This window comes from Pseudorhodoferax sp. LjRoot39 (assembly GCF_964253035.1).
Taxonomy (GTDB): Bacteria; Pseudomonadota; Gammaproteobacteria; order Burkholderiales; family Burkholderiaceae_C; genus Pseudorhodoferax.
On the sequence record NZ_CAXUQL020000001.1, the window covers coordinates 6,511,907 to 6,533,066 of the forward strand.

19 protein-coding genes are annotated in these 21,160 nt (G+C 69.1%); 5 read left to right on the forward strand and 14 right to left on the reverse strand.

Annotation, left to right across the window (positions count from 1 at the left end; all coding sequences use genetic code 11):
- The 14 genes from ACSQ4M_RS30450 to ACSQ4M_RS30515 form a co-directional block, all read right to left on the reverse strand.
- Positions 1-1,257 carry an ABC transporter permease gene (locus ACSQ4M_RS30450; protein WP_436193107.1) on the reverse strand — a complete coding sequence of 419 codons (1,257 nt, stop codon included), beginning with the start codon at positions 1,255-1,257 and terminating at the stop codon, positions 1-3.
- Positions 1,254-1,967: an ATP-binding cassette domain-containing protein gene (locus ACSQ4M_RS30455; RefSeq protein WP_436193108.1), complete on the reverse strand. Its 714-nt coding sequence runs from the start codon at positions 1,965-1,967 to the stop codon at positions 1,254-1,256. The genes ACSQ4M_RS30450 and ACSQ4M_RS30455 overlap by 4 nt, the downstream gene beginning before the upstream one ends.
- On the reverse strand, positions 1,964-2,542 hold the full coding sequence (locus tag ACSQ4M_RS30460; RefSeq protein ID WP_436193109.1) for a ZrgA family zinc uptake protein: 579 nt from the start codon (positions 2,540-2,542) through the stop codon (positions 1,964-1,966). The genes ACSQ4M_RS30455 and ACSQ4M_RS30460 overlap by 4 nt, the downstream gene beginning before the upstream one ends.
- 53 nt (positions 2,543-2,595) lie before the next feature.
- Entirely contained in the window at positions 2,596-3,513 is a 918-nt protein-coding gene (locus ACSQ4M_RS30465; protein ID WP_436193110.1) for a ZIP family metal transporter, read from the reverse strand.
- Positions 3,514-3,597: 84 nt separating this feature from the next.
- A complete protein-coding gene (gene alaC, locus ACSQ4M_RS30470; protein ID WP_436193111.1) occupies positions 3,598-4,803 on the reverse strand; it encodes an alanine transaminase in 1,206 nt (401 codons plus the stop codon).
- 119 nt (positions 4,804-4,922) lie between these two features.
- On the reverse strand, positions 4,923-6,038 hold the full coding sequence (locus tag ACSQ4M_RS30475; protein WP_436193112.1) for a M14 family metallopeptidase: 1,116 nt from the start codon (positions 6,036-6,038) through the stop codon (positions 4,923-4,925).
- A gap of 18 nt (positions 6,039-6,056) precedes the next feature.
- On the reverse strand, positions 6,057-6,584 hold the full coding sequence (locus ACSQ4M_RS30480; RefSeq protein WP_436193113.1) for an L-2-amino-thiazoline-4-carboxylic acid hydrolase: 528 nt from the start codon (positions 6,582-6,584) through the stop codon (positions 6,057-6,059).
- A complete protein-coding gene (locus ACSQ4M_RS30485) occupies positions 6,581-8,260 on the reverse strand; it encodes an ABC transporter ATP-binding protein (RefSeq protein WP_436193114.1) in 1,680 nt (559 codons plus the stop codon). Before ACSQ4M_RS30485 ends, ACSQ4M_RS30480 begins: the two co-directional genes overlap by 4 nt.
- Positions 8,257-9,087 (reverse strand): ABC transporter permease, encoded by an 831-nt coding sequence (locus tag ACSQ4M_RS30490; protein WP_436193115.1) that lies wholly within the window; start codon positions 9,085-9,087, stop codon positions 8,257-8,259. Before ACSQ4M_RS30490 ends, ACSQ4M_RS30485 begins: the two co-directional genes overlap by 4 nt.
- Before the next feature lie 6 nt (positions 9,088-9,093).
- Positions 9,094-10,071, reverse strand: a complete 978-nt coding sequence (locus ACSQ4M_RS30495) for an ABC transporter permease (RefSeq protein ID WP_436193116.1) — start codon at positions 10,069-10,071, stop codon at positions 9,094-9,096.
- Between the two features lies 1 nt (position 10,072).
- A complete protein-coding gene (locus ACSQ4M_RS30500; RefSeq protein WP_436193117.1) occupies positions 10,073-11,677 on the reverse strand; it encodes an ABC transporter substrate-binding protein in 1,605 nt (534 codons plus the stop codon).
- A gap of 51 nt (positions 11,678-11,728) precedes the next feature.
- Positions 11,729-12,577 (reverse strand): VOC family protein, encoded by an 849-nt coding sequence (locus ACSQ4M_RS30505; protein WP_436193118.1) that lies wholly within the window; start codon positions 12,575-12,577, stop codon positions 11,729-11,731.
- A gap of 24 nt (positions 12,578-12,601) precedes the next feature.
- A complete protein-coding gene (locus ACSQ4M_RS30510; protein ID WP_436193119.1) occupies positions 12,602-13,915 on the reverse strand; it encodes an NAD(P)/FAD-dependent oxidoreductase in 1,314 nt (437 codons plus the stop codon).
- Between the two features lie 155 nt (positions 13,916-14,070).
- Positions 14,071-14,232, reverse strand: coding sequence for a hypothetical protein (locus ACSQ4M_RS30515; protein ID WP_436193120.1), 162 nt, complete (start codon positions 14,230-14,232; stop codon positions 14,071-14,073).
- Between the two features lie 577 nt (positions 14,233-14,809).
- Here ACSQ4M_RS30515 and ACSQ4M_RS30520 point away from each other — a divergent pair.
- The 5 genes from ACSQ4M_RS30520 (at position 14,810) to ACSQ4M_RS30540 (ending at position 21,142) form a co-directional block, all read left to right on the forward strand.
- Entirely contained in the window at positions 14,810-16,837 is a 2,028-nt protein-coding gene (locus tag ACSQ4M_RS30520) for a sigma-54-dependent Fis family transcriptional regulator (RefSeq protein WP_436193121.1), read from the forward strand.
- Between the two features lie 338 nt (positions 16,838-17,175).
- Entirely contained in the window at positions 17,176-17,964 is a 789-nt protein-coding gene (locus ACSQ4M_RS30525; protein ID WP_436193122.1) for an SDR family NAD(P)-dependent oxidoreductase, read from the forward strand.
- Positions 17,965-18,071: 107 nt separating this feature from the next.
- Positions 18,072-19,136, forward strand: a complete 1,065-nt coding sequence (locus ACSQ4M_RS30530) for a 2,3-butanediol dehydrogenase (protein WP_436194090.1) — start codon at positions 18,072-18,074, stop codon at positions 19,134-19,136.
- Positions 19,137-19,264: 128 nt separating this feature from the next.
- On the forward strand, positions 19,265-20,449 hold the full coding sequence (locus ACSQ4M_RS30535) for a hypothetical protein (RefSeq protein WP_436193123.1): 1,185 nt from the start codon (positions 19,265-19,267) through the stop codon (positions 20,447-20,449).
- A gap of 165 nt (positions 20,450-20,614) precedes the next feature.
- Positions 20,615-21,142, forward strand: coding sequence for an HU family DNA-binding protein (locus tag ACSQ4M_RS30540; protein WP_436193124.1), 528 nt, complete (start codon positions 20,615-20,617; stop codon positions 21,140-21,142).
- Positions 21,143-21,160: the final 18 nt, after the last annotated feature.

The window sequence follows — 21,160 nt, forward strand, 5'->3', positions numbered from 1 at the left end:
TCAAATCCTCGGGGTCAGGCCGTCGGCCAGGGACAAACGGTAGGCACGCCAGCCCGGCACCAGGCTGGCCAGCAACCCGGCCGCGAGCAGAGCGGCCAACAGGGCCCATTGTGCTGCGCTCGGCAAGGCCAGCTGCAGGCTGAGGCCGAACTGCGATTGCAGCCAGGGCCCGGTCGCCGCGATCACCGCCCACTGCGCCACCAGGCCCAGCAGCAGGCCGGCCAGCGTGACCCACAGGCCCTCCAGCGCCAGCAGGCCCATGACCTGCACCGGGCCCGCGCCCACGGCGCGCAGCACGGCCAGCTCGCGCCGGCGCTCGTTGAGTCCGGCCAGCACCACGGCCACCAGGCCCGCCATGCTGACCAGCGCGACCAGGCCCGACATCGCCAGCAGGGCCTGCTCGCCGGGGCCGATCACGTCCCAGAGCTCGTCCATGGCCACGCCAGGCAGGATGCCCATGACGGGCTCGCCGCCGTAGTTGTTGACCCAGCGCTGCACCGAGAAGACCTGCGCCCGGCTCTTGAGGCCGACCAAGGCTGCGGTCACGGACTTGGGCGTGAGGTCGGCCGGCAGCGCCGCGGGCGCGCGGCCAGGCAGCCGCATGCCGCCGATCCAGTCGGCGTGCAGCGCCTCCATGGCCTGAAGGCTGATCAGCACGCTGCGGTCGATCGGCGTGCCCGTGCGCGCCAGCACGCCGACCACGCCGAAGGGCTTGTCGGCGTGGCTGTCCTGCTCCAGCTCGCCACCGCCGTGTGCCAGCGTGATGCGCTGGCCCAGGCCATAGCCCAGGCGCTCGGCCACCTCGGCGCCGATCACGGCGTCGAACAGCTGCGCGAAGGGCTGGCCCTGCGCCAGGCGCAGCGGCTGGCTTTCGCCATGGCGAAAGCGCTCGAAGATGTCCGCGCTGGTCCCCATGACCGGGAAACCGCGGTGCGCATCGCCCAGCGACAGCGGTACGACCCAGGCCACGGCCGGCTGCGCCTTGAGCGCCTGCACCGTGTTCCAGCCGATGTTGTTGCGCGCGCCGCCGACATGGAACACCGAATACAGCAGCAGCTGCACCGAGCCCGTGCGCGGGCCGACGATGAGGTCGGTGCCCGACACGGCCGAGGCGAAGCTGTCGCGCAGGTCGCTGCGGATGCGCTCCACGCCCAAGAGCATGAAGGTGGACAGCGCGATCGAGGCGATCGTCAGCGCCAGCGTGAAGCGCCGGTTCCAGGCGCTGCGCAGCGCCAGCAGGGCAAGGAAAGGCTTCATGCCAGCGCCCTCCCCGCCGCTGCGCGGTTCAGTTCAGGCAAGGCCACCTGGCGGCCGAAGCGCGGCGCGAGCCGCCGGTCGTGGCTCACGAACAGCAGCGCGCTGCCGGCGCCTGCGCAAGCCGCCAGCAGCAGGTCGACGAAGGCGTCGCGCCGGTCTTCGTCCAGGGCCGAGGTCGGCTCGTCGGCGATCACCAGGGCCGGCATGCCGACCAGCGCGCGCGCCGCCGCCACGCGCTGCTGCTGGCCCACGGACAGCTGGCCGGGCTGGCGCGACCACAGCGCCTCGTCCAGGCCCATGGCCGCGAGCCAGTGGCCGGCCTGCGCGCGGGCCGAGCCGCCCTGCTGCGCGGCCGCGCGCCGGCGCTGTGCCGAAAAGCGGCAGGGCAGCAGCACGTTGTCGAGCACGCTCAGGTAAGGCAGCAGGTTGAACTGCTGGAACACGATGCCCACATGGTCCACGCGCCAGCGGTCGCGCGCGGCGCGGGAGAAGCCCTGCCAGTCGCGCCCGGCCAGCGCCACGCGGCCGTGCTGGGGCAGCAGCACGCCGGCGGCCAGCGCCAGCAGGCTGCTCTTGCCGCAGCCGCTGGGGCCGTGCACGAACACGGTGTCGCCGGCCGCCACGGTGAAGGCCGCAATGTCCAGGCAGTCCTCGCGGCTGCCGGGCCAGGCGAAGCGCAGGTCCTGGACCTGCAGGACGGGTGTGCTCACTTGCCCGCGAGCGGCAAGCGGGCCGCGGCCTTGCGCAGCAGCGTCAGGCCCTGGCCCTTGGGGCCGGCGACCTGGGCGGCCACGGTGCGCACGCCCGGGAAGGCATCGAACAGCCGCACGTCGAGGTGTTGCGCGGCCGCGGCCTTGCGGCAGTCGAAGTTGGCCGTCAGCACCAGATCGGCGTGGGCTTCGGCGTCGGGTGCCGCGGCGGAGGCCGCTGTCGCGGCGCCGCCCAGGCCCAGCACCGGCGCTTCGACCGTGGCGTCGGCCAGCTGGCATTCGCCCGCGGCGTCGACCACGAACAGCTTGTCGGCCGCGCGCAGCCGTTCGATCAGCGCCGTCACGCGGCCGCGCTCGGCCACCGAACGCGGTGCGCGCTCGAAGCCCAGCAGATCGTGCAGCGGCGATTCCATGCGCAGGCTGATGCGCTGGGCGTCCACCGCCACGTCGAGCTCGATGCGGCCATGTGCATGCGCCTTGTGGTCGTGCTGCGCGAACGCAGGTGCGGCCAGCGCCAACGCCAGGCCGCAGGCCGCAAGCACGCGGCAGATCGGGGAAGAAAAAGTGATGGGCATGCTGCGTTGTGCTGTTGTCATCGTGCGGACCACCGCGGCGGCCTGGAAGTTCCCTACTTGAAGGCCGCCGGCGCTGCAGGCGCATGGTCGTGCGCGTGCTCGCCGTCATGCTCGCGCGACTGCGTGCCACCCTCATGGCCGTGGCCATCGTGGTCTCCATGGCCATGGTCGTGGCCGTGGTGTGCCAGGGTGCCCACCACCGCCACGAGCGCGATGCCGGCCACCAGCCAGCTGACCTGGGCCACCGTCTGACGCTTGGTCAGCCGAGTCTGCAGCTGCGGAATCAGGTCCGCCAGCGCGACATAGACGAAGCTGCTGCTGGCCACCACGAGGAAGTACGGCAACCAGGCCTGCAGCCGCTCCAGCAGCCACCAGCCGACCAGCCCGCCCAGGGCCGTGACCATGCCGGCCAGCGTGAGCTTGAGCACGGCCACGCGCGGCGTACCGGTGCCACCGTCCAGCACCACGAGGTCGCCGATGTGGTGCGGCACCTCGTGCGCGAGCACGGCCAGCGCCGCCACCGCGCCCAGGGCCGGGCTGACCGTGAAGGCCGAGGCGATCACGATGCCGTCGCCGAAGCAATGCACGCTGTCGCCAGCCAGCACGGCCCAGTTCCCCCCCTTGCCGCCGTGGTGGTGCCCATGGTGGTGGTCGTGGCCATGCCCATGCGCATGGTCGGCATGCTCATGGCCGTGGTGCCACAGCTCCACCTTGTCGAGCAGGAAGAACACCACCAGGCCGGCCAGCAGCACGCCGAACAGCAGCGCCGGGTTCATGCCGCTCTCGAAGGCCTCGGGCAGCAGGTGCACGAAGGCCGTGGCCAGCAGCGCACCGGCGGCGAAGCTCAGCAGGTAGCGGCGGTCGGCGATGAGCCGGCGCTGGCGTGCGGCCAGCCGCAGCAGCAGCGCCGCGAGCCAGACGCTGCCGACACCGGCGACCAGGGTGGCGATCAGGATGCCGAGCAGATCCATGGCAATGCGCGATTCTTCAGAAAAACCAAAGCGAGGGCGACTGCCCCCGCGAGACCCTAATGATAACGCATGCTCACTATCGACTCACACCAGCCCGTCGGCCTTGAACATGGCCTTGATGCCGCGCACGGCCTGGCGGATGCGCGCTTCGTTCTCGATCAGCGCGAAGCGCACGTGCGCGTCGCCGTGGTCGCCGAAGCCGATGCCGGGCGAGACGCTGACCTTCGCCTTGTCCAGCAGCTGCTTGCTGAACTCCAGCGAGCCCATGGCACGGTAGGCCTCGGGGATGCGCGCCCAGATGTACATCGAGGCCTTGGGGCAGTCCACCACCCACCCCGCCTCCGTCAGCCCCTTGTAGAGCACGTCGCGCCGGCGCTGGTACTGCAGCGCGATGTCCTTCACGCACTGCTGCTCGCCCTCCAGCGCCGCGATGGCCGCCACCTGCAGCGGCGTGAAGGTGCCGTAGTCGTGGTAGCTCTTGATGCGCGCCAGCGCCGCCACGAGATCGGCATTGCCGACCATGAAGCCGATGCGCCAGCCCGCCATGTTGTAGCTCTTGGACAGCGTGAAGAACTCCACCGCGATGTCGCGCGCGCCCTTGACCTGCATGATGGACGGCGCCTTCCAGCCGTCGAACACGATGTCGGCATAGGCCAGGTCGTGCACGACGAAGATGTCGTGCTTCTTCGCCAGCGCCACCACGCGCTCGAAGAAGTCCAGCTCCACGCACTGCGCGGTCGGGTTGGACGGGAATCCCAGCACGATCATCTTGGGCTTGGGGTAGCTGCCGCGGATGGCCTTCTCGAGTTCGCCGAAGAAGTCCACGTCCGGCGCCATCGGCACCGAGCGGATGTCGGCGCCCGCGATCACCGCGCCGTAGATGTGGATGGGGTAGCTCGGGTCGGGCACCAGCACGGTGTCGCCGCGGTCCAGCGTGGCCAGCATCAGGTGGGCCAGGCCCTCCTTGGAGCCGATGGTCACGATGGCCTCTGTGTCGGCATCGAAAGCGACGCCATAGCGCTCTTCGTACCAGTGGCAGATCGCGCGGCGCAGCCGCGGGATGCCCTTGCTGGCCGAGTAGCCGTGCGTGTCCGGCCGCTGCGCGGCCTCGACCAGCTTGGCCACGATGTGCGGCGGCGTGGCCCCGTCGGGGTTGCCCATGCTCATGTCGATCACGTCCACGCCGGCGCGGCGTGCGGCCAGCTTGCGCTCGGCCGTGATGTTGAACACGTAGGGAGGCAGGCGGTCGATGCGCGCGAAACGGCGCTTGCCTGCAGAGGATGCGGACATGGATGACTTTCACGTAAGCGCCCGGAACCGTCCGAGCGACGTGGCCGGCAATGTGGCCGGCCCGGGGCGATGCTAACGCAGGTCCCAAGCCGTGGGCGCAGGGCGCCGATGCCGCGAACCTAGCGCCAGTCCATCGCCCCGTGCAAGGCCTGCTGCTGGATCTCGATCGCGTGGCCGAGCACGCTGCGCTGCCAGGCGGGCGAGAACGGCGAGAACGCATCGAGCAGTTGCTCGCGCAATGCCGGGTGCTGCGACGCGGGCAGGTTCGCGTCGAACCGCAGGCAGTGGTCGATCTGCAGCGCGTACTGCATCTCGGCCCGGCTGCGCGTCCCGAACTCGATGACCGCGCCGGTGACCTCGGCCGACGGAGCGAACCGCTGCACGCCATGGAACAGCAGGCCGGAATACTTGGGCCGGCCCGCCCCCTCGAAGCCTCCCTTGGTTTCGACGCGGTCGCGGCCCCACCATGCGCAAGCCCGCTCCCAGCCAGCGCCACCGTGCTCGTTGAAGCACAGGAAGAACGGCTCGCCGGGCTCGCCCAGGCCGGTGTGCCAGTCGATCAACGCGATGCGCTTCACGCCGTCCAGATGGCGCCCGATCAGCGCTTCGAGCGTGTGGTTGGACCACTCGCGCCCGGTACCACCGTAGTGCACGCCGTCCGCATGGGTGTACTGGCCACGGCTGGTCACGTCGACGTAGGCGTCCAGGCCGTGCTTGGCGATCCAGGCAGAGCGCCCTGCATTGGCCGCCTCCAGGGCCTGTGGCGACCATTCGGAAGGGCAAAGTGAGGGATGCAGCTCCGCGTACGGCGGGTTGGCCGGCGGCGGCGAGTTCCAGTCGATGAAGTTGCGGTTCAGGTCGACATTGTTCTCGGTGGTGCGGCTGACATGGGCGAAGCCCCACGGGTTGATCGCGTGCACGAGCACGACGCGCACCGCCAGGGCCTGCGCCTGGGTCGCCAGCGCGTCGAGCAGCGCGATCTGTGCAGCCGAACCCACGAAGCCCTCGGGGCCGTGGGTGCCGCTGAAGATCAGCAGGGCGTTCTGCGCATCCGCGGGTCCGAGCACGGCCACGTCGGTCGTGAGCGTGCCGCCATCGGGACCGCTGGCAACGGTGTTCGTGAAGACGTCGATCCGTGCGCCCGCGCGGTCGGCGGCAAGCAGGAAGCGGCCGCGTGCGCTGGCATAGGACGGGCTGAAGCAGGAGGCAGCGAGGGCGATGCTGACAGATGGCATGGAGGCTCCTGGAGTCGATCAGCTGGCGGCGTCGCGGGGCTCGGCGCCCGCCGTGCCGTCGGCTTGATAGGTATAGGTGAAGTCGCAGTGGCTGGCGCCCTGCATGATGGTCTGTGTGCGCGCGAACTTCAGGTTCGGGTCATAGTCTTCGCAAAAGGTCGCGTCGCGCTGGCAGGACAGCAGGTGGCCGATCTCTCCCAGGCCCATTGCCTTGTACATCTCGGCATAGCGGCAGCGCACGACATCGAACCGGTAGCGCGTGTCGGTCTTCTCGCGCACCTCGATCTTCAGCGCGTCCTCGCGTTCCCAGAGCGCACTGATGTCGACAAAGCTCTGCAGCGAGGTCGGGCCGCCCGTCTCGGCGGCGAAGCGCTGGCCCTGGTCGACCGCGGAGCGGCGCACCGCGTCTCCGATGGCCTGCATCGCGGCCTCCTGGCCATGGCTGGCCTTGAGCACTTCGTAGACGTTGCCGAGGATTTCGGCCTCGATGCGGCGCTTGGCCAGCATCGACAGGTTCTCAGGATGCGCGGTCGGCGTTTGGCTCATGTCAGTTCTCCTTCGTGGTGGCGTTGTGGTGATGCGGAGCGCCCAGACCATTCGCGCCCGGGAATGGCTTGCAGCAAAGCGCGTGTGTAGTCGGCCTTCGGATGCATGAAAACCTCGGCAGTGGGACCGGCTTCGACGACCTTGCCGGCCTGCATGACCACCACCACATCGCAGATCTGCGCAGCGACCCGCAGATCGTGTGTCACGAACAGCATCGACAGCCCCAACCGGCTCTTCAGGTCGGCCAGCAGGCGCAACACCTGCTCCTGGACGGACACGTCCAGCGCCGACACGGGCTCGTCGGCCACCAGGATCTCGGGCTCGAGCGCGAGCGCGCGGGCCAGGCCGATGCGCTGGCGCTGGCCGCCCGAGAATTCGTGCGGGTAACGGTCGATGGCGGCCGGGTCCAGCCCGACCAGGGAGAACAGCCCGCGGGCTTTCTCCATCGCCTCGCGCCGGCCCACGCCATGGGCCATCGGCCCTTGCGCCACCAGCTCGCCCACGCGGCGGCGCGGATTGAGCGAGGCGTACGGGTCCTGGAACACCATCTGCACCCGCCGCGTGGCCGCGCGCAGCTGGCTGCGCGACATGGCCGCCAGATCGGCGTCGCCGATCTGGATGCGGCCGCCATTCGGATCGATCAGCCGCACGATGCAGCGCGCCAGCGTCGACTTGCCCGAGCCCGACTCGCCGACCACGCCCACCGTCGCACCCTTGGGCACTTCGAGCGACACGTGGTCCAGCGCGCGGGTGACGCGCGCGCCGCGCCCGAGGAACCCACCGGTGCTGTAGGTTTTGGAAACGTCGGCCACGATCAGGGCAGGCGGCCCTTCCACGTGCGTCGGCTGCGGTGGCGTCAGCGGCGGCACCGCGGCGATCAGCTTCTGGGTGTAGGGGTGGCGCGGCGCGTTCAGCACCTGCGCCGCCGGCCCCTGCTCGACCAGCCGGCCCTGCTGCATCACGGCGACCCGATCGGCGATCTCGGCCACCACGCCGAAATCGTGCGTGATGAACAGCACCGAGGTGCCCTTGCGTTTCTGCAGATCGCGGATCAGGCGCAGGATCTGCGCCTGCGTGGTCACGTCGAGCGCCGTGGTCGGCTCGTCGGCGATCAGCACCCGCGGCTCCAGCGCCAGCGCCATGGCGATCATGGCGCGCTGGCGCTGACCGCCCGACAGCTCGTGCGGGTAGGCCCGCGCCGCCGACTGCGGATCGGGTAGGCGCACCTCGTCCAGCAGCGCGAGCACCCGCGTGTCGATGGCCGCCGCGTCCAGATCGGTGTGGATGCGGAACATCTCCCCGATCTGCTTGCCTACCGTGTGCAAGGGGTTCAGCGCCGTCATCGGCTCCTGGAACACCATGGCGATCTGCGCGCCGCGCACCTCGCGCATCTGCGCTTCGCTGAGCGTCAGCAGGTCGCGGCCATCGAACACGATGGAGCCGCTGTCGGCGCTCACACCGGGCGGCAGCAGGCGCATGATCGCGCTGCTGGTCATCGACTTGCCGGAACCCGACTCCCCAACGACGCACAGGATTTCGTTCTGCGCCAGCGCCAGGCTGACATCGGCAATCGCATGCGTCCGGTCGGCCGTGCGCGGCAGGCGGACACTGAGTCCGTTGAGGCTCAGGATCGGTGCCGGAGCGGCCCCCGAAACGATGGCATCTGTGCGTTTCATCGTGATTTCAACCGGGGGTTCAGTGCGTCGTTCAGGCCCTGGCCGACCAGCGACACCGCCAGCACGGTGAGCAGGATCGCGATGCCCGGGATGGCCGACACGTACCACTGGGTGCGCAGCACGCCGCGCCCCTGGCCGATCAGGTTGCCCCAGGAGGCGACGTTCGGGTCCGACAGGTTCAGGAAGGCCAACGCGCTCTCCATCAGGATGGCCAGCGCCATGACCACGCTGGCATAGACGATCAGCGGCGGCATCGCGTTGGGCAGGATTTCCTTGAAGATGATCGCGCTGTCGCGCAGGCCCAGCGTGCGGCAGGCCTGCACGAACTCGCGGCTGCGCAGCGACAGGAACTCGGCACGCGTCAAGCGCGCTGGCGCCGGCCAGGACACCACGCCGATGGCCAGCGTCACGGTCCACAGGCTGGACCCGAACACGGCCACCAGCACCAGCAGCAGCAGGAAGCTCGGCACGGTCTGGAACGCCTCGGTGACACGCATGAGCACGTCGTCGACCCAGCCGCCGTAGAAGCCGGCCACGGCGCCGACCACGGTGCCCAGCACGATGGCGACCAGGGTGGCGGCGATGCCGATCAGCAGCGAGATCCGCGCGCCGTGGAAGATCTGCGCGGCGATGTCGCGGCCCGACGAATCGGTGCCGAGCCAGAAGCGCGGATTCTCCAGCGGCCAGGACAGCGGCCGGCCGGCCAGGCTCAGCGGGTCGCGCGGAAAGAAGATGTCCGCCGACGCGGCCAGGAACAGCACCGCGACGAGCAGCACCAGTCCGATGATGGCCGCCGGGTTGCGAAGATAGAGGCGAAGGAATCTCATGCGGGGCTACCTGCCGGAACCGATGCGGGGATCGAGCCGCGCATAGGCAATGTCCACGAGGAAATTGATCACGATGACCAGCAGCGCGGAGACGAAGACGATGCCCAGCAGGGTGTTCAGGTCCCGCTGCACCACCGACTCGTAGGCCAGCCGGCCCAGCCCTGGCAGCGCAAACACGCTTTCGACGACCACCGAGCCGCCGAGCATGGTGCCGGCCTGCAGACCGATCAGCGTGACCATCGGCAGCAAGGCATTGCGCAACACGTGGCGCACCACCACGCCGTACTCGGCCAGGCCCTTGGCGCGCGCGGTGCGCACGAAGTCCAGCGTCAGCACCTCCAGCATCGAGGCGCGCATGATCCGCAGGTAGATCGCGAGGAACCCCAGCCCCAGCGTGAGCGTGGGCAGCACCAGGTAGCGCATCGCATCCAGCACGCGCGCCCAGCCGGTGAGGCCGGCGCCGATGGTCTCGAACCCGCCCGCAGGCAACCAGGCCAGGTGCACCGAGAACACCACCACGCTCATGAGCCCGAACCAGAACGAGGGCGTCGCATAGAAGATCAGGCCCAGGGTCGAGATCATCGTGTCCGGCCACTGGTTGACGCGCCGTGCCGCGATCACGCCCAAGGCGATGCCCGCCGCGAAGGCGAACGACAGGGCCGACACCATCAGCAGCAGCGTGGCCGGCAGGCGCTCGAGGATCACATCGACCACGGGCTTGGCGTAGATCGCCGAATAGCCCAGGTCGAGCCGCACCAGGCGCCAGAGGTAGTTGCCCAGCTGCACCGCGACCGATGCATCGAGGCCGTAGAACTCCCGCAGCTGCGCGATCATCGCGGGATCGCCGCCACCCATCTGGGCGACCAGCGCGTCCACCGTGTCTCCCGGCGCGAGCTGCAGCAGCAGGAACAGCCCGACCAGGATGATCAGCAGCGTGGGCAGGCTGGACGCCAGGCGCCGCAGCGCCAGAGCCAACACCTGCATGTCAGGCTGCCAGCCAGAGGTCGGCCCAGTTGCTCGAGATCCAGCGCGGCTGGTTGTGGTGGTTCTGCAGGTTCTTGTTGGTGACCGAAATCAGCAGGCGTTCGGCCGCCATCCACACCGGGATCTCGGTGTTGATCTGTGTGGCCAGGTCTGCATAGAGCTTGCGGCGCTTGGCCGGATCGATCTCGAAGGCCGCGGCATCGATCAGCTTGTCCACGCCGTCGGAAGTCCACCCCCACTGGTTGGTCCACGGCGCACCCTTGGGGCTGCCCGAGCGGTACCAGACGGTGGTCGAGACCGCGGGATCGCCGCGGTACTGGTGCCAACCCGTGGCCAGGTCGAAGTTCCAATCCTTGTAGACGTTGCTCAGGAAGCCCGCCGCGTCGTAGCGCACGATCTCCACCCCGATGCCCACCTGCTGCAGCGACTGCTGCATGAACGTCGACCACAGCGTGATGTCCTCGCCCCAGGGCGCCGGCACCAGCCGCAGCGAGAAGCGCTGGCCTTTGGCGTTGCGCTTGTAGCCGGCCTCGTCCAGCAGCGCTTCCGCCTTCTTCTTGTCGAAGGCGTAGCTCGGAACGTCCTTGGCGAAGAACTTGGGCGACGTGGAGGGATACGGTCCCGTGGCGGGCTTCGCGAAGCCGTACAGGAAGTTCTCGCAGAAGAAGTTGGTGTCGATGGCCCGCACGATGGCTTCGCGCACCCGACGGTCGGCCAGCTCCTTGCGGCGGAAGTTGAACTCGATGGTGTTCATCACGGCATTGCCCTCGTTGCCGCGGGTCGACACCTCGAACTTCGGGCTCTTCTTCAGGCGGTCGAGATCAGAGAGCGCAAGACCGCCTTCGGGGCTGATGTGGATCTGACCCGACTCGATCGCGGCGGTCGCGGCCGCCTGGTCGGGAATGAAGCGCCAGATGATCTGGTCGAGGTAGGGGAAGCCGGGGCGCCAGTAGTTCTCGTTGCGCACGGCGATGACGTACTGTCCGCGCTCGTACTTGGAGAACTTGAACGGCCCGGTGCCGATCGGCGCGGTGTTGGCCGGGTTCTCCAGCAGGTTGGTGCCTTCGTAGACGTGCCGCGGCACCACGTAGCCCAGATCGGCCAGCGCGCGCAGCAGCAGGTCCAGCGGCATCGGCCGGGAATAGCGGAACACGGCCGTGTTCGCATCCGGCGTGTCGACCGCGTCCAGATAGAGCTGCAGGGTCGTGCTGTAGTTCAGGTGCTTTTTCCACATCTCCATCGCACTGAACTGCACGTCGGCGGAGGTGAAGGGCTTGCCGTCATGCCACTTCACACCTTCGCGCAGTGTGAAGGTGATGGTCTTGCCGTCGGGCGTCGTCTTCCAGGCCGTGGCCAGCACCGGGGCGGGATCGCCCTTGGCGTCGAGGTCGACCAGCGCCTCGATGATCTTGCCGGCGATCACGTAGACGCCGGTGGAGGCGCGCAATGCCGGGTTCAGGATGCGTTGCTCGCCAGTCGAGTGCACCGTCACGGAACCGCCACGGCGGGGCGTAGGCGCGCCCTGCGCCTGCAGCACGCCGGGGATGGCTGCGGCGAGGGCCAATGCGGGCCCGGTGAGCAATGCATTTCGGCGAGACAAGGTCATCTTCGGCTCCAGTTTTAAAACTCTCGAGTATCGACTTGCGGTCGATCGAATTCAGGCTTCGAACACGATCATGGTGCCGTTCGCGCGGTCGGCGGGCACGGTGACCGAGGTCGTGTCGACGACCGCGGCCGCGCCCGCAGAGCGCGCGGCCCTGGCCAGATCGGTTACGCGCAACACCAGGGCCACCGCGCCTTCGGCAGGCAGCGCCTCGCGCCGCGCGGATGGGCGGCGCGCCACAAACGCGTCGTGCGTCAGGAACAGGAAATCGCCACGGCCCGGCGCCGTGGCCACCCGCACGCCGGCCTCGCAGGACTGCGCGGATCCGTCGATCAGCCGGGCGAGCTGCGCAGCGGCCTCGGCAGGCTGCGGCGTCACGATCTCGGTGCACACGATGCCGGTGGCGCTGTTCGGGTGCGCCTGCAGCTCGGGCAGCCACACCACGTCGCGCGTGAGGTGCTGGCAGGCAAAGATGCGCAGGTCGGCCGGCCGCTGCTCGACCGGCCAGTGGAAGACCTTGAATGCGGCCTCCGCCCGGCCCCCACCGGGCAGATCGACCGGGCGGCTGAACGCCACCGGATCCTGCACGTCCATGCCGCGCGCCCGCAGTGCCTGGACGCCGGCCGCCGCGTCACTGGTGGTGAACGCGGCGCGCTCGATGCCTTCGCCGCGCCGGTCCAGAAAGGCACGGCTCGCTGCGTTCAGCGGCGTGTCGTGCAGGATGCCCAGCAGCTCGACATAGTCGACGCCGAACATGACCGTGTAGTTGCCCGAGCCCAGGTGCGCGCTGTGCGTACCACGCGGGGACAGCGTGAAACCCAGGGCGCGCCACTGGTCGGCGGCTGGATCGAGATGGCGGACCATCACCACGAGGTGGTCGAGTCCTTCAAGGCTGGCAAGCATGCAGAAACTCCCTGTTGTCGACGATCAGATTTCCTTGCGGTCCATGCGCCGGTAGCGCAGCAGCATGAGCGGCGCAACGCGGCGGACGATGCCGTGCATGGGCAGCGGCTGCGGCTCGGTGAAGGGCAGCGCCAGTTCACGCTCCGGCACACCGCACACTGCTTTCGCGAACTCCCCGCCCAATGCGACCGACAGGCCGACCGCACGGCCGTTGCAACCCGCCCAGGCCCAGGCATCGGTTCCGAGCCGGTGGAAGCGCGGCATGAAGTCGGGCGTCATCCCCACATAGCCGTTCCAGAGGTGGTCGAAACGCACCGGGCCGATCTGCGGCCACAGCCGCTCGATGCGTGCCGCCACGGCGGTCTTCAGGCGATCGGCACGGTCGAAGGGCAGCAGGATCGCCCCGCCGGTGATGAGCCGGTTGCGTGCATCGAAGCGCGCGAAGATCAGCTCGCCATGCGTGTCCGAGAGCGCCTGGCGGCCGGGGATCACCGTGGCCCGCACGCTGTCGGACAGCGGCTGGCTGGCCATCTGCCACGACAGCACGGGCACCACCTCGCGTGCAATGGCCGGCGCCAGGGCGGGCGCGAACTCGCCGGTGTAGGTGTTGGTGGCCAACACCAGCGCCCGCGCCCGCACCTCGCCCGAGGGCGTGCGCACCACCCACCGGCCTTCCCTGCGCGCGTAGTGGAGCGCGGGGGTGTGGGCATGGATGCGTGCGCCCGCCTCGATGGCCACCCGCGCGAGACCGCGCGCCAGCGCCAACGGATTGATGTGGCCGCCAGTGCGGTTCCAGAAGCCGCCGTGCCAGGCCTGCGAGCCCACCATGGCGCGCACCTGGCCGGCATCGAGCAACTCGACCGGCGCGCCCCTTTTGGACCACTGTCTGACGCGCCGCTCGGCGATCGCGATGCGCCCCGGCGAATGCACCGGCTGCACCCAGCCGGTCTGCTCGGCCTCGGCCTGGATGCGGTGTTCGCGCACCGTGTCGAACAGGGTTGCAGCGCAGTCGCGCAGCAGGTGCACGAACCGCTCGCCGGCCTCGCCATGCCGCTTCTCGATGTCGTCGGGATCGGGACGCGACAGCGTGGGAATGACCTGGCCGTTGTTGCGGCCCGATGCGCCCCAGCCTGGCTCGGCGGCCTCCACCACGACCACGTCGACACCGGCCTTGCGCAGGTTCAAGGCTGTCGACAGGCCGGTGAAGCCGGCGCCGATGACGACGGCGTCGGCCTGCACGCTGCCAGACAGTGCCGGGCACGCAGGACCTTCGGGCGTCACGGCCGACCAGAGCGAGCCGGTGTCCCTGGCGCAGGCGTTCACGAAATCAGTGGGCATCCAAACTCCTTGAATGCCGCGGCATCCGGGTGGTCATCGAACGGAAGTCCCGCCTCTTCAGGCGGCATGTGCGAACAGGGTGTACGGCTGCCTGAAAGACGCCGCAAGATCCTGACCCAGGTCTTCGGCGCCTTCGAAGCCGGCGTGCAACGGCCTCACGGGGCCGGTGCGATGGCCAGCAGGCTGTGGGTGCAGGCCGCCAGGCCGGCCGCGGACAGCATTGCGCCACGGCCCGCCCCCAACTGCACTGTCGCGTGCTTCAAGGCCTGCACGACCTGCAGGGCCCGGAAGTCTTCTCGGTCAATGTACCGCTCCATCGAATCCCCGAAAAGTGGTTGCGCATCACCCTCGTATCCATCGCATGACAACGAGGTTCTTCATTTCGTCACAAGAATGCTATTCGAGAAAAACGAGAAATTTCTTTCGAATTCATCCACGACCTGGTCTGCGGAGAGATATTTCTTCCACGAACCAGGGCGATTGCAATGAATTCGGTGAGGCAGGGAACTCCGCGGTTGGCGCAGCGCGATGCCAGCCTGCGGATTGGAGGCTTCACGCGGCGACGAACCGTTCGGCCAGCCCCGTGCTTCAGCCGCATCCAGCGTTTGACGAAGCCCCTCCGCAAGCAGCCTGTCGTGTACGGTGCAGGAAAGTGCGGACAGGCGCCGTCGCTGTCGCCACGGCAGACATCGACCCGCACCATGTCGCGCAGGCCCGCGTCACGCCAGTCGCAAGCTGCGACAACAGGGCCGGATGCGACACCTGTCGCCTAGGGAAAGCGGCAATTGAGCCACTGCTTGCGCCGCATGATCATGCCGCCCGATGCGCAGGGCCGCACGCGGCCAGGACCGTTCCGCGCCCACCGGATTGAACACCACACCAGGAGCCGCAGCGATGTCCAGCGTCAGGTCAAGTCACATCGACCACGTGGTCCGGGTCGGCTCGTCCGCCGCATCGGGCATGTCCGACACGGGACCGCAGGCGATCTTCCACAAGTCCTGGACACGCTGCATGCAGCAGCACGGACTGGACCCGACGCGCCCGACGCCCGCCCGCGTCCTGCCCTCCGGCCTGGTGCGCGACCACCAGCAGCGCATGGACGGCTTCATGCGCGTCGCGCGCGCCGGCATGCAGGACCTGTACGGCCGCGTCGCCGACCTGGGCTACATGCTGCTGCTGACCGATGCCGACGGCATCACCGTCGACTACATCGGCAACCCAGCTTCCGAGCCGCAGCTCAAGGCGGCCGGCCTGACCGTCGGCGCCGACTGGAACGAGGCCCATGCCGGCACCTGCGGCGTGGGCACCTGCCTGGTCGAGCAGGCCACGATCACCTGCCACCAGGCCGAGCATTTCGACGCCACGCACATCGCGCTGACCTGCACCGCGGCGCCACTGCGCGCGCCCAACGGGCAACTGCTGGGCGTGCTGGACGTGTCGGCCCTGCACTCGCCCGAAGCGCGCGAGAGCCAGCACCTGGTCCAGCACCTGACGGCGATGTACGCGCAGATGATCGAGGACGCCAATTTCCTGCGCTGCTTCGCCCGGCACGCCGTGCTGCGGCTGGGCACCGTGCCCGGTCTGGTCGAGGTGTCGGGTGACGTGATGTTCGCGCTCGACGACGACGGGGTCGTGTGCGGCGCCAACACCGGTGCCAGGCGACGCTTCGGCGGGCGTGCGGCCGATCTCGTGGGGCAACCACTCACGCAGCTGCTGGACATCGGCATGGACGCGCTGCGCAACATGGCGCGCAGCGGCGCGCCGGAGCCGGTGGCGCTCAGCGGGCCGCACCGCCGCGAGCAGTTCCAGGGCGTCATGATCCCGCCACGGGGCACGGGCAAGGCCGCACCCGGCCCCGTGGCGACAGACGCTGGCGGCCGCGAGCCGCCGGCCCTGGCCCGCGACCGGCACCCTGCAGGCCAGGCACGGCAGGATGCACTGGATCGGCTGCTCGGCGACGACGCGGTGATGCGCGGGCTGGTCGCCCAATCGAAGCGGCTGGTCGACAGCCACGTGCACCTGCTGATCCGCGGCGAGACCGGGGCCGGCAAGGAGGTGCTGGCGCGCGCTCTGCACGCCTACAGCGCGCGCGCCACGCAGCCCTTCGTGGCCGTCAACTGCGCATCGATTCCGGAGAGCCTGATCGAAAGCGAACTGTTCGGCTACACGCCGGGCAGCTTCACCGGCGGCAAGAGCAAGGGCATGAAGGGATTGATCGCGCAATCCGATGGGGGCACCCTGTTCCTGGACGAGATCGGCGACATGCCGCTGGCGCTGCAGACGCGCCTGCTGCGCGTGCTCGCCGAGTCCGAGGTGTTGCCGCTCGGCGCCGAGCGGCCCATCGCCGTGCGCCTGAACGTGATCGCGGCGACGCACCGCGACCTGCGCGAGGCGATCGCTGCGGGCAGCTTCCGCGAAGACCTCTACTACCGTCTCGCGGGGGCGACCCTCGCACTGCCGCCGCTGCGCGAACGGGCAGACCGGCAGTTCCTCATCGAGAAGCTGTTCGCCGAGGAGGCGCAGACCCTGGGGCTCGACACGCGCCTGCATGCCGATGCGCTGCGCAGCCTGCTGGCGCACGACTGGCCTGGCAACCTCCGCGAGCTGCGCAATGCGCTGCGCTTTGCGCTGGCGCAAGCGGGAGACCGGCCTGTGGAGGTCGCAGACCTGCCGCTGGAAGTGTCCAGCGCGCCAGCCCGGCGGCAGGCGGCCAGCACGGCACCGGCACCGACAGCGCACGAGGCGTGGCCGGCCGCCGAGGCCGAGGAGGCTGCGCAGGGCATCGGCGCGGCGCACCTGCTGCACGCGCTGAAGGCGCACCGCTGGAACATCGCGTCGACGGCGCGCGCGCTGCAATGCTGCCGCGCGACCATTTACCGGCAGATGAAGCGCTACGGCATCACGCAGCCGCACCTGCAGTAGGGCCCGGCCCTTCGCGCGGCGCAGGTGCCGCGCGCAGCGTTGTTGAAGCCCAGCACCACGCACTGCCTGCCGGCGCGGGCCCAAAGGCCGGCATGCTGGCTGGCGTGGTGCTGCCCGCCCCCGAACGTTCTCGGCACGACGACAGCCCCGGGGCCTTGCGCGCGCCACCTGTCGCCGCCGCCGCGCGACGCCTGTTGCAGGCCGCTGCGACAGGTGTCTCCGCAAGCACCCATCCGGCGCGGAAATCGCCGCCACCGGGTCGAAATCGGGTCTGAAACCGGCTGGCACGGGGCGTGCAAAGAGAGCTGGCCTTCCACACCAACAGACAGGAGACAAACATGTCCAGCCGACTCGAACAGAGATCCATCATCGTCACCGGCGCAGGCCGCGGCATCGGCGCATCGATCGCCCGCGGCCTGGCCGCGCAAGGCGCCCGCCTGACCATCGCCGACATCGACGCCGACAGTGCCCAAGCCGTGGCCCGCGCGCTCCGCGAGCAGGGTGGCGAGGCCATCGCCGTGCAGGTCGACGTGAGCCAGCGCGCCAGCGTCAAGGCCATGGTCGACGCCACGGTGGCGAAGTTCGGCCGGCTCGACAGCATCTTCAACAACGCCGGCATCGCGCAGACACGTGCCTTCCTCTCGATCACCGAAGACGACTGGCACCGCGTGATGGACATCAACGCCCTCGGCGTGCTGATCGGCATGCAGGAGGCGGCCAAGCAGATGATCGCGCAGGGCGGCGGCGGCAAGATCGTCAACACCGCATCGATCGCCGGCAAGCAAGGCTACGCGCCGCTGGCCCACTATTGCGCCAGCAAGTTCAGCGTGGTGGCGCTGACGCAGGCTGGCGCGCGCGCCTTCGGCGAACACCAGATCAAGGTCAACGCGATCTGCCCCGGCGTGGTCGCCACCGACATGTGGAAGCTGATCGACCAGGGCTTCCGCAGCGAGGGCATGACGACGCACGAAAACGAGGCCTTCGACAAGTTCTCCGCCGACATCCTGCTCGGCAGGCCGTCCACAGCCGAAGACCTGGTCGGCGTCTCGTGCTTCCTCGCCTCGCCGGATTCGGACTACATGACCGGCCAGTCGCTGGTGGTCGACGGCGGCATGGTCCTGGTCTGACACGTTCCCACTCTGCGATGCCATGGCGAACGTCCGCCATGCGCGCAGCCATTCCCAACCCACAGGAGACAAGCATGAACAGCACCACCATCGAACACCAACGCAGCATGCAAGCCGCCGTCTGGCACGGACGCCACGACATCCGTGTCCAGGAGGTCCCGGTGCCGCAGGCACCGCCCGCCGGCTGGGTCAAGATCCGCGTGCACTGGTGCGGCATCTGCGGATCGGACCTGCACGAGTACGTGGCCGGCCCGGTCTTCATCCCCGTCGACCATCCGCACCCACTCACCGGCCTCAAGGGGCAGTGCACGCTGGGCCATGAGTTCAGCGGCGAGATCGCCGAGCTCGGCGATGGCGTCAGCGGCTACACCGTCGGCGAGCGCGTCACGGCCGACGCCTGCCAGCACTGCGGCAAGTGCTACTACTGCACGCACGGCCTGTACAACATCTGCGAGAACCTGGCATTCACAGGCCTCATGAACAACGGCGCATTCGCCGAGTACGTGAACGTGCCGGCCGAACTGCTCTACAAGCTGCCCGAGAACTTCCCGACCGAAGCCGGTGCGCTGATCGAGCCGCTCGCGGTCGGCCTGCATGCCGTCAAGAAGGCCGGCAGCATCGTCGGCAAGACGGTCGTGGTGGTGGGCGCAGGCACCATCGGCCTGTGCACCATCATGTGCGCCAAGGCTGCCGGCGCCGGCCGCATCATCGCGCTGGAGATGTCGTCGGCACGCAAGGCGAAGGCACTGGAGGTCGGCGCCAGCATCGTCATCGACCCCAAGGAGTGCGATGCCATCGCCGAGATCAAGGCACTGACCGGTGGCTACGGCGCCGATGTGTCGTTCGAATGCATCGGCAACAAGAACACCGCCAAGCTGGCGATCGACGTGATCCGCAAGGCGGGGCGTTGCGTCATGGTGGGCATCTTCGAAGAGCCGAGCCACTTCAATTTCTTCGAGCTGGTGGCGACCGAGAAGGAGGTCATCGGTTCGCTGGCCTACAACGGCGAATTCGCCGACGTGATCCGCTTCATCGCCGATGGCCGCATCGACGTGCAGCCCCTGATCACCGGCCGCATCACGCTGGCCGACATCGTCACGCGCGGCTTCGAGGAACTGGTCAACAACAAGGACGGCAACGTCAAGATCATCGTCCAGCCGGTCGCTGGCTGATCCGGCAGCCCAGGCCTCTCCCCTCTCGCTCCCCTCGTCCCGCCTGTCCCGCGCCGCCTCTGCCGGCGCGGGCCGGCCTGCGCCTGGCCGGCCATGCGGTGGGCCGGGTGCGCACCTGGATCCATGCCATGCCATCTTCGCCATCCGCCACGTCCACCGTCGATGCCGCCCCGGCGTCGGCACCACCCTCCACCGCGCCGCAGGGCATTGCGCTGGCGCCGCTCGCGTTCTCCGCGGCGGTGTTCCTCGTCGTGCACGTCGTCAGCCTGATCGTCTGGCGGCTCTTTGCGGACCCCGCGCGGGCGGTCTGGAACCACAACCCCCAGCCGTTCGGCATGTACCTGTTCTGGGGCATCCTCGTGCTGGTCTTCATCGGCTTCAACTTCGGCATGGCCGGATTCGGGGCGATCCGCCAGCCCTGGCGCGGCCTGCTCGCCACCGGACTCACGCTGGTGCTCGGCTTCGCCATTCCCGCGGCGCTGGTGCATGGCTACGGCAGGCTCGACCCCACGTTCAGCGCGGCCGGCGGCGCCGGCTTCGGCGCGGCAGGTCTCATCGTGCTGATCGGCTTCTACGGCTTCGGCGTGCTCGCGACCGGCATGGGCGGATGGCCATGGACCGACCAGGGCCTCGCGCCCGCGCACAGCGGGCTGGCGCAACTGGCCTGCGGCGGCTGCCTCACCGCGCTGGGCTACCTGCTGCTGGTCTACCCCGGCGTGTCGGGCGCGCCGCAGCCGCACGCGGTGCTGCTGCCCCTGCCCGTGACCATCGGCTGGTTCTACTCGGTCATCGTGGCGTGGCTCAGCACCTTCCTGATCTTCGACAACTGGCCCTGGAACCTGCTGCGGCGCCGCAGCCATGTGGCGCTGGCTGCGCTGGCAGGCAACGTCGTGCTGGGCACGGCGATCTACCGGGCCCACCTGGCGCTGCTCGAAGGCCTGCTCATCCCCGCGGATGCTGTCGCCAGGCTCGGCGACAACCTGGCACTGTGGCCCGCGCAACTGGGTGTCTGGATCGTGTTCTGGCTCATCTTCTGGAGCAACGTCGCCGGCAACTGGCCGCAGCGCTTCGGCGCGGCGACCAACCGGCTGCTGCGCGCCGCCTGCTGCTGGGGCCTGGGCCTGCTGTCGTTCGTGGTCTACACGCGCTGGTTCGCACAGGCCGTGCTGCACGAGGCGGACATCGTCCCCGGCTTCGGCGGCGATCCGCTGACCTGGGTCGACCTGCTGAACTTCGTGATGCTGATCTATGCCGTGTACTTCCAGTTCTACGGCCTCGCCAGGCGCAGCGAGGCGGCCACGCGCGCCGCATGAATGTGCGCGCGGCGTGGCCAACGCAGCCGCGCGATGCCCTTGCGCCAGTCTGTTGCGCAAGGCAGCAGCCCCTCGTCGACGCTGGTTTCAAAGGGGTCGTCGGAACTTTCCTAAAATCGCCCGGCGCGACATTGCGCATTTCCGATTCCAAAGAAGTATCTCGACATGGCAACTGCTAAGAAAACCGCTCCCCTGAAGAAGACTGTCACCGCCAAGGCGGTTGCGCCCGCCAAGAAGGCGGCTCCTGCCAAGGCAGCCGCTCCTGCCAAGAAGGCAGCCGCTCCCGCGAAGACGGCCGCTCCTGCCAAGAAGCCCGTGGTGGCCAAGACCGCCGCACCGGCCAAGGCGGCACCCGCCAAGGCCGCAGCCGGTCCCCTGAAGCCCATCAAGACCGCGTTCAACAAGACCAGCCTGCAAGCGCACCTGGCCGAGTTGTCCGGCGCCGAGCCGAAGACGGTCAAGGCCGTGCTGACCGCGCTGGAAGCCACGATGGTCGCCTCGCTGAACAAGAAGGGCCTCGGAGAGTTCACGCTGCCCGGCCTGATCAAGGTCACGTCCGTCGCGATTCCCGCCAAGAAGAAGCGCCGCGGCATCGACCCCTTCACCAAGGTCGAGCGCGAGTTCGCCGCCAAGCCCGCCACCGTGCGCGTGAAGGTGCGTTCGCTGAAGAAGCTGAAGGACGCAGCGCTGTAAAGCGTGTCCGGGTGCCGC

What these genes read in the sequence shown, in the direction of transcription:
- ACSQ4M_RS30450 (WP_436193107.1), bottom strand. Translation starts at nt 1,257, where the DNA reads ATGAAGCCTTTCCTTGCCCTGCTGGCGCTGCGCAGCGCCTGGAACCGG.
- ACSQ4M_RS30460 (WP_436193109.1), bottom strand. Translation starts at nt 2,542, where the DNA reads ATGCCCATCACTTTTTCTTCCCCGATCTGCCGCGTGCTTGCGGCCTGC.
- ACSQ4M_RS30465 (WP_436193110.1), bottom strand. Translation starts at nt 3,513, where the DNA reads ATGGATCTGCTCGGCATCCTGATCGCCACCCTGGTCGCCGGTGTCGGC.
- alaC (WP_436193111.1), bottom strand. Translation starts at nt 4,803, where the DNA reads ATGTCCGCATCCTCTGCAGGCAAGCGCCGTTTCGCGCGCATCGACCGC.
- ACSQ4M_RS30475 (WP_436193112.1), bottom strand. Translation starts at nt 6,038, where the DNA reads ATGCCATCTGTCAGCATCGCCCTCGCTGCCTCCTGCTTCAGCCCGTCC.
- ACSQ4M_RS30480 (WP_436193113.1), bottom strand. Translation starts at nt 6,584, where the DNA reads ATGAGCCAAACGCCGACCGCGCATCCTGAGAACCTGTCGATGCTGGCC.
- ACSQ4M_RS30485 (WP_436193114.1), bottom strand. Translation starts at nt 8,260, where the DNA reads ATGAAACGCACAGATGCCATCGTTTCGGGGGCCGCTCCGGCACCGATC.
- ACSQ4M_RS30490 (WP_436193115.1), bottom strand. Translation starts at nt 9,087, where the DNA reads ATGAGATTCCTTCGCCTCTATCTTCGCAACCCGGCGGCCATCATCGGA.
- ACSQ4M_RS30495 (WP_436193116.1), bottom strand. Translation starts at nt 10,071, where the DNA reads ATGCAGGTGTTGGCTCTGGCGCTGCGGCGCCTGGCGTCCAGCCTGCCC.
- ACSQ4M_RS30500 (WP_436193117.1), bottom strand. Translation starts at nt 11,677, where the DNA reads ATGACCTTGTCTCGCCGAAATGCATTGCTCACCGGGCCCGCATTGGCC.
- ACSQ4M_RS30505 (WP_436193118.1), bottom strand. Translation starts at nt 12,577, where the DNA reads ATGCTTGCCAGCCTTGAAGGACTCGACCACCTCGTGGTGATGGTCCGC.
- ACSQ4M_RS30510 (WP_436193119.1), bottom strand. Translation starts at nt 13,915, where the DNA reads ATGCCCACTGATTTCGTGAACGCCTGCGCCAGGGACACCGGCTCGCTC.
- ACSQ4M_RS30515 (WP_436193120.1), bottom strand. Translation starts at nt 14,232, where the DNA reads ATGGAGCGGTACATTGACCGAGAAGACTTCCGGGCCCTGCAGGTCGTG.
- ACSQ4M_RS30520 (WP_436193121.1), top strand. Translation starts at nt 14,810, where the DNA reads ATGTCCAGCGTCAGGTCAAGTCACATCGACCACGTGGTCCGGGTCGGC.
- ACSQ4M_RS30525 (WP_436193122.1), top strand. Translation starts at nt 17,176, where the DNA reads ATGTCCAGCCGACTCGAACAGAGATCCATCATCGTCACCGGCGCAGGC.
- ACSQ4M_RS30530 (WP_436194090.1), top strand. Translation starts at nt 18,072, where the DNA reads ATGCAAGCCGCCGTCTGGCACGGACGCCACGACATCCGTGTCCAGGAG.
- ACSQ4M_RS30535 (WP_436193123.1), top strand. Translation starts at nt 19,265, where the DNA reads ATGCCATCTTCGCCATCCGCCACGTCCACCGTCGATGCCGCCCCGGCG.
- ACSQ4M_RS30540 (WP_436193124.1), top strand. Translation starts at nt 20,615, where the DNA reads ATGGCAACTGCTAAGAAAACCGCTCCCCTGAAGAAGACTGTCACCGCC.